The organism is Bradyrhizobium sp. DOA1 (assembly GCF_001593325.1).
In the GTDB taxonomy this organism is placed as follows: Bacteria; Pseudomonadota; Alphaproteobacteria; order Rhizobiales; family Xanthobacteraceae; genus Bradyrhizobium.
In genome coordinates, this window is sequence record NZ_JXJM01000001.1 from 4,053,039 (window position 1) to 4,059,424 (window position 6,386).

Below are 6,386 nucleotides of genomic sequence, written 5' to 3' on the forward strand. Positions count from 1 at the left end.
CGCCGACCGGCGCGAGGTTGAGGTCACCGTCGAGAACATAAAGCGTGGTGTTGCCGATCGGGCCGCCAAGCAGCGGACGATCGTCCATGGCATCGAGCCGGTGGCGCGCCGACCACACCGTGGTCTCGGTCGGGCCATACAGGTTCCAGACTTCGCCGACTTGCACCACCAGCCGTCGCGCCAGGTCCGGCGGCAGCGCCTCGCCGCCGCACAGCACCCGGCAGCTCGCGGGCAGCGAAGGGCCGTCATGATTGAGCAGCATCCGCCAGGTCGATGGCGTGGCCTGGATCAGCGACACGCCGTGCCGCTGCACGATCGCCTTCAGTTGAGCGGGATCATGTGCGGCCGCGCGATCGGCCAGCACCACGCAGGCGCCGATCGTCAGCGGCAGCCATAGCTCTAGGACCGCGATGTCAAAGGACAGCGAGGTCAGCCCGAGCACGCGGTCGGCGGCGGTCATGCCGGGCTGCTCCGCCATGGTCGCCAGGAAATTGGACACGGCGTCGTGGCGGACCATCACGCCCTTGGGCAGACCTGTGGAGCCCGAGGTGTAGATCACATAGGCCAGGCTCTCGCCGTGGACGGCGACATCGAGATTGCCGGCCTCGTCGCCCCCGCCGTCCTGTCCATCAAGCAGCCAGGCCTCGGCCCCAGTCTCCGCCAGCACACCTGCGAACTGATCGTGCAATCTCTCTTGCGTCAGCACCAGCGCCGCGCCGCTGTCGCGCAGCATGTGCGTCAGCCGCTCCGGCGGGTAATCCGGATCGAGCGGCAGGTAGGCCCCGCCGGCCTTCAGCACAGCCAGCAGCGCAACCAGCATCTCGACGCCGCGGTCGAGCGCCAGCCCGACCACGACATCGGTCCCGACGCCGTGATCGCGCAATCGCCGCGCCAGCCGGTTGGCCCGCACGCTCAGCGCGGCATAACTCAGCTCAACCTCGCCGAACACCAGCGCGGTCGCTTCGGGTGACTTCCGGACCTGCGCCTCGAGCTGCGCGACGAACGACTCTCTCGAAAAATCCGCCTGCGTCAGATTCCACGCCTCCAGCAAAAGCCGGCGCTCGTCGGGGGGCAGAATGTCGAGCTGCCGGACCGGCGCGCGCGGCCCATGCTCCAGCATCTCGACCAATCGATCGAGCGCCTGCTGCATCAAGGCGCAGATGTGATCGGCCGAGAATGGACGGACGATCTGAGCGGTCAGGCCAAGCGCCTGACCATAATCCTCGACGGCCAGCATCAGCGGGTAATTGGTGCGCTCCTCGCCGCCGAGCCATTCGATTCCGGAGTGCTCCCTACCGGTCGCCAAATCAGCCGGCATCGCATTGTGTCGATAGTTCAGGATTGCGCTGAACAGAGGGGCTGGCGCCGCGACACCGCTGCATCGCTGCGCAAGCGCCAGCGAGGCGTGCTCGTGCGCCATCAGTTCGGTCAGCCGACCATGCGCATCACGAACACTGTCTTCAACCGCGGTGTCATCGAGATCGAGCCGCAGCGGCAAAGTGTTGATGAACAGGCCCATGGTGCGATCGCCGCCGGCGCCGGCCTGCATGCGACCGAACAGGACGGTCCCGAACACGACGCGCGCGCGGCCGCTGGTTCGCGCCACCACCTGCCCCCAAGCGAGATGGCAAAGGCTGGCGAGGCTGACGCCCAGTCGTCTCGCCTGCGCACGAAGCCTTGCGTTCAAGCCTTCCGGCAGCATCCGCCGGGCTTCCACGACGCCACCGCCGTCACCGTGCACCCGATCCAGCCCAAACGGCGTGGTCGGCTCGTCGATGTCGGCGAGCATGCCGCGGAAGAAGCGCTCGTGATCGGCGGTGGCAGTCGATCCGCGCGCCCGCGCCACCAGATTCCGGAACGGATATGGCGGCGGCAAGTCGTAACTTCGTCCGGACAAAATCTTCCCGACCTCGTCGTGCATCACCTGCAGCGTGGAGTGGTCGCCGATCAAGTGATGCAGCAGGACCAGGAGCAGCCAGCGCCCTCCCTTGGCATCGGCAGCGATTGCGAATCGCAGCAGCGGCGCCCGGCCGAGATCGATCCGATGGAAACGCGGATCGAACCGTCGCGCCAACTGCTCATTCGCTGGGCCCTCGCCGTCCAGCACGATCTCGCTGACGACCAACGGCGCCTGCCGCCAGACCACCTGTGCCGGTGCGGACAGGCCGTTCCATACGATGGACGTTCGCAGAATGTCGTGCCGGTCGACCACCTGCCGCACCGCGTCGAGATAGCGATCGAGCAGGCCGCGGCTGGCAAATGCCATCTGGCCGATCAGCAGATACGGATCGCCCTCCTGCGACAGCAGATGGTGAAACAGGATACCATCCTGAAGCGGCGAAAGGCCGTAAATGTCCTGGATGTTGGCGACGCCGCCGGGTACGCCGGCCACGATGCTGTCGATGTCGGATTGCGTCAACGTGATCAGCGGCAACAAGTCCGGTGTGATCGCTGCCGTCTGCCGGGCAATTGGGTTGGCCGGAACGTCGATTTGTGGGCCACCATCGAGGCTGGCGGCAAAGTCCGCCAGCACCGGCTTTGCGAACAGGGCGCGCGCGTCTGTTCTCAATCCATGCCGCTGCAACCGCTCCAGCATCCGGACGGCGAGCAGGGAATGACCACCGAGCTCGAAGAAGTGGTCGCTGCGGCCGATCCGATCGACGCCGAGGAGCTCCGCCCAGACATTCGCGACGATCTGCTCGCTCTCGCCTCGCGGCGCCTCGAAACGGCGCCGCGCAAATGCATCGTCTTCCGGCACCGGCAGAGCCTTGCGGTCGACCTTTCCATTCGGCGTGAGCGGGAGTGCATCGAGGCGCACGAAGGCTGACGGCACCATGTAGTCCGGCAGGCATGCACGCAAATGATCGCGCAGCGCGCCCGCAAATTCTCCGCTATCGCGCCTTACGCTGCCCCCAGCGGCCACATAGGCGACCAGCCGAGCATCGCCGGCATGATCGCGCTGCGCCAGCACGACAGAATCGGCCACGTCGGCGTGCTCGTTGAGCCGAAACTCGATCTCGCCGAGCTCGATGCGGAAACCGCGGATCTTGACTTGGTGATCATCGCGGCCGAGAAACACGATATTGCCATCCGGCAGATAACGGCCGAGATCGCCGGTGCGATACATGCGGGCGTCCGCATCGGCGCAGAAGGGATCGCGCACGAAGCGCTCTGCCGTCAGATCAGCGCGATTGAGATAGCCGCGCGCGACTCCGGCCCCGCCGATGTAGATTTCACCCACCGCGCCGAGCGGAACGGGCGCACCGAACCGGTCCAGAAGATAAATCCGCACATTCGGCAGCGGTCGACCGATCGGAGCAGCGTCGCCGTCCAAGCCCGGTGGCCGCAACCAGCTCGTGGCGCACACCGTTGCCTCCGTCGGACCGTAACCGTTGAAGACGGCGATGGCGGGGGGCAATCCCTTCACCAGTTCGGCCCTGGGCAATTCACCGGCAAGGACCAGGACCCGCAGCGAGGCCAGCCGGTCGAGATCGCTCCGCCCGTGCAGCATCGCCGGCGGCAAGGTCGCATGCGTGATCGCGTTGTCCGCGAGGAAGTCGAGCAATGCCGATGCATCCTGATGCTCGCGCGGGCCGGTCAGAAACAGCGCGGCGCCCGAGCACAGCGCCATGACGCTTTCCCAGATGCTGGCATCGAAGCTGAACGAGGCAAACTGCACCACACGGCTGCTCGAATTGACCTCGAACAGGGCCCGCTGCGCCAGCGCCAGATTCACCAGGCCACGGTGCTCGACCATCGCCCCCTTCGGCCGGCCGGTCGAGCCCGACGTGTAGATGATGTAAGCGAGGCTTCGCGAGGTCAGTCCGTTGACGCGGTCGATCGAATCCGACGTCGCTTGCCCTACGTCCGCGTCGGGATCGACGAGCTCGCAGGCTCCATCGCGAACTATTGCGCGTCCCGTGTCGTCGGCGATCAGCAGCCGCGGCTTGGCGTCCTCAATAATCTGACGCAGCCGCTCCGCCGGATAGGCGGGATCGAGCGGCAGATAAGCACCGCCCGCTTTCAGCACGGCCAAAAGGCTCACGACCATCGCGATGCCGCGCGGCAGACAGATCGCAACGGGCTGGTCCGGCACGACACCCAAGGCGATCAAACGCCGCGCAAGCCTGTCCGCTCTGGCATCGAGTTCGCCATAGCTCAGACGCACTTCCTCGTGAGCAAGCGCGACGGCATCCGACGCCCTTCTCACCTGCTCCGCAAATAATTCGTGAATGCAGGTTTCGGAAGGAAACGGTACCGCCGTCTCGTTCCATGTTTCGAGAACGCGCCTGCGCTCCTCGGCACCGACGATATCGATCCGATCGACCACCTGGTCCGCATCGGCAACCATGGCCCGCAACGCGGTCAACAGATAGTCCCGGTAGCGCGCGATCGTCGCCTCGTCGAACAGCGACGCCGCATAATTCAGGGAGCCGACGATACGCCCGTCCATCTCGCCGAGGTTAAGCTCCAGATCGAACTTGACCTGTTGCAGCGGAACATCGGCGACCTCGACCTTGAGGCCGGGCAGCTCGAGGGCCGCCGACTCATTGCTTTGCCAGGCAAACACCACTTGGAAGACCGGCGTCTGATCCAGCCCTCGCAGCGGCTGAACGATCTCGACGACCTGCTCGAACGGCAGATCCTGATGATCCTGCGCCGCGAGCGTCGCCGCGCCAACGCGGCGGAGCAGCTCGGTGACGCTGGGCTCCGCCGAGAGATCGACGCGGACAGCCAGCATGTTAATGAAGAATCCGATCAGGCCCTCGATCTCCGGCCTGTTTCGGTTCGCCGTCGGCGTCCCGATCACGACATCCGTCTGCCCGGAGAGCCTCGATAGCACCGCCGCCCAAGCCGCCAGCACCGTCATGAAAACACTGGCACCATGCGACTGGCTCAATCGCCGGATGCCGGATGTGAGCTCCGCATCGATCTCTACGGGCAAGGACGCGCCGACGAGCGACCTGACCGGCGGCCGCCGCCGATCCGTCGGCAATTCGAGCACGGCGGGGGCATCCGCGAGCGCCTCTCGCCAATAATCGACCTGCCGCTGCAATCGCTCGCCGGACAGCCATTGTCGCTGCCAGGCGGCATAGTCCGGATACTGGATTGCCAATGGCGGCAGCGGATCATCCTTGCCGGCGGCAAAGGCCAGATAGAGAGCACCGAGCTCGCGCATGAGCACGCCGATCGACCAGCCGTCGGACACGATGTGATGCTGAGTGAGCAGGAAGAAATAGTCATGCTCCGCCGTTCGGATCAGGCGGCCGCGGATCAACGGTCCTGCGGCAAGATCGAACGGCGTCACGGCCTCCTCGCGACAGAGCCGCGTTAGCTCCTGCCCGCGATCATCCCGGCCGCGCAGATCATGGTCGAGCAGCGGGACGCGTTCATCGGGGGGCAACAGCGTTACGCGCGGCTGTTCGTCCACCACGCGAAACACGCTGCGCAGCGCTTCGTGACGCGCGAACACACGGTCGATGCTCCGACGCAACGCTTCGACATCGAGCTCGCCCGAAAATCGCAATGCGCCACGTATGTGATAGCTGGAGTTGGCGCCATCGAGCTGCGTCAGCAGCCAGAGTCGCTGCTGCGCAAAGGACATCTCCAATGTTCCGTCCCGCGCCAGCACCGGAATGGCGCTAGCGTCACTCCTGTCGGGATTCCGGCCGCGATCCCTGGCCAGCGCGACGAGCTTTCTCATCTGCTGGGCATCAAGATCTCGCAAGCTCGGCTTTGCCATGTCAGCCATGCTCACTGCTCCGCTCCGACCAGTTCCTGGAGCTCTTCGGCATCGAACTCCTGCTCGATCAGCCTGATCGATACGACGCGCGCAAATGATGCGAGGTTTGGATGAGCGAACAGATCGGAGATCGCGATCGACACGCCGATCTCCTGCGACACCCGGCTGAGCACCCGCACGGCGAGCAGGGAATGTCCGCCGAGCTCGAAAAAGTGATCGTTGCGTCCGACCTGATCGACATCGAGCAGTTCCGCCCAGATCCCGGCCAGCGCCAGCTCGATCTCATCTTCGGGAGGTTCATAGGAGCGTCGTGCCAACGCATCCTCACCCGGCGCCGGCAGTGCTCGCCGATCGATCTTCCCATTGGGGGTAAGCGGTAGCTGCTCCAGCACCGTCACCGTAGATGGCACCATGTAATCGGGCAGAATGGCGGACAGCGCGTCCCGCAAGACGCGACCGTCGAGCGACGGCTCACCACTCGCATAGGCGAACAATTGACGTCCGGTCCTGCCCACGCCCGCCACAACAGCCGCCGCACGCACGCCGCGCTGCTCGAGCAGGCGCGCCTCGATCTCTCCGAGCTCGATGCGGAAGCCGCGGATCTTCACCTGCTGGTCGGCGCGGCCGACATATTCGATCACGC

Annotated in this window: 2 protein-coding genes; both read right to left on the reverse strand. The window is 65.4% G+C overall.

Going from position 1 to position 6,386, the window contains the following annotated elements:
- Nucleotides 1-5,758: amino acid adenylation domain-containing protein (locus SE91_RS19290; RefSeq protein ID WP_502687145.1), on the reverse strand; the 5,758-nt coding region annotated here is incomplete at its 3' end.
- Nucleotides 5,755-6,386, reverse strand: a 632-nt coding sequence (locus SE91_RS19295; RefSeq protein WP_197489485.1) for a phosphopantetheine-binding protein, incomplete at its 5' end; no start/stop codon positions are given. The genes SE91_RS19290 and SE91_RS19295, both read right to left, overlap by 4 nt.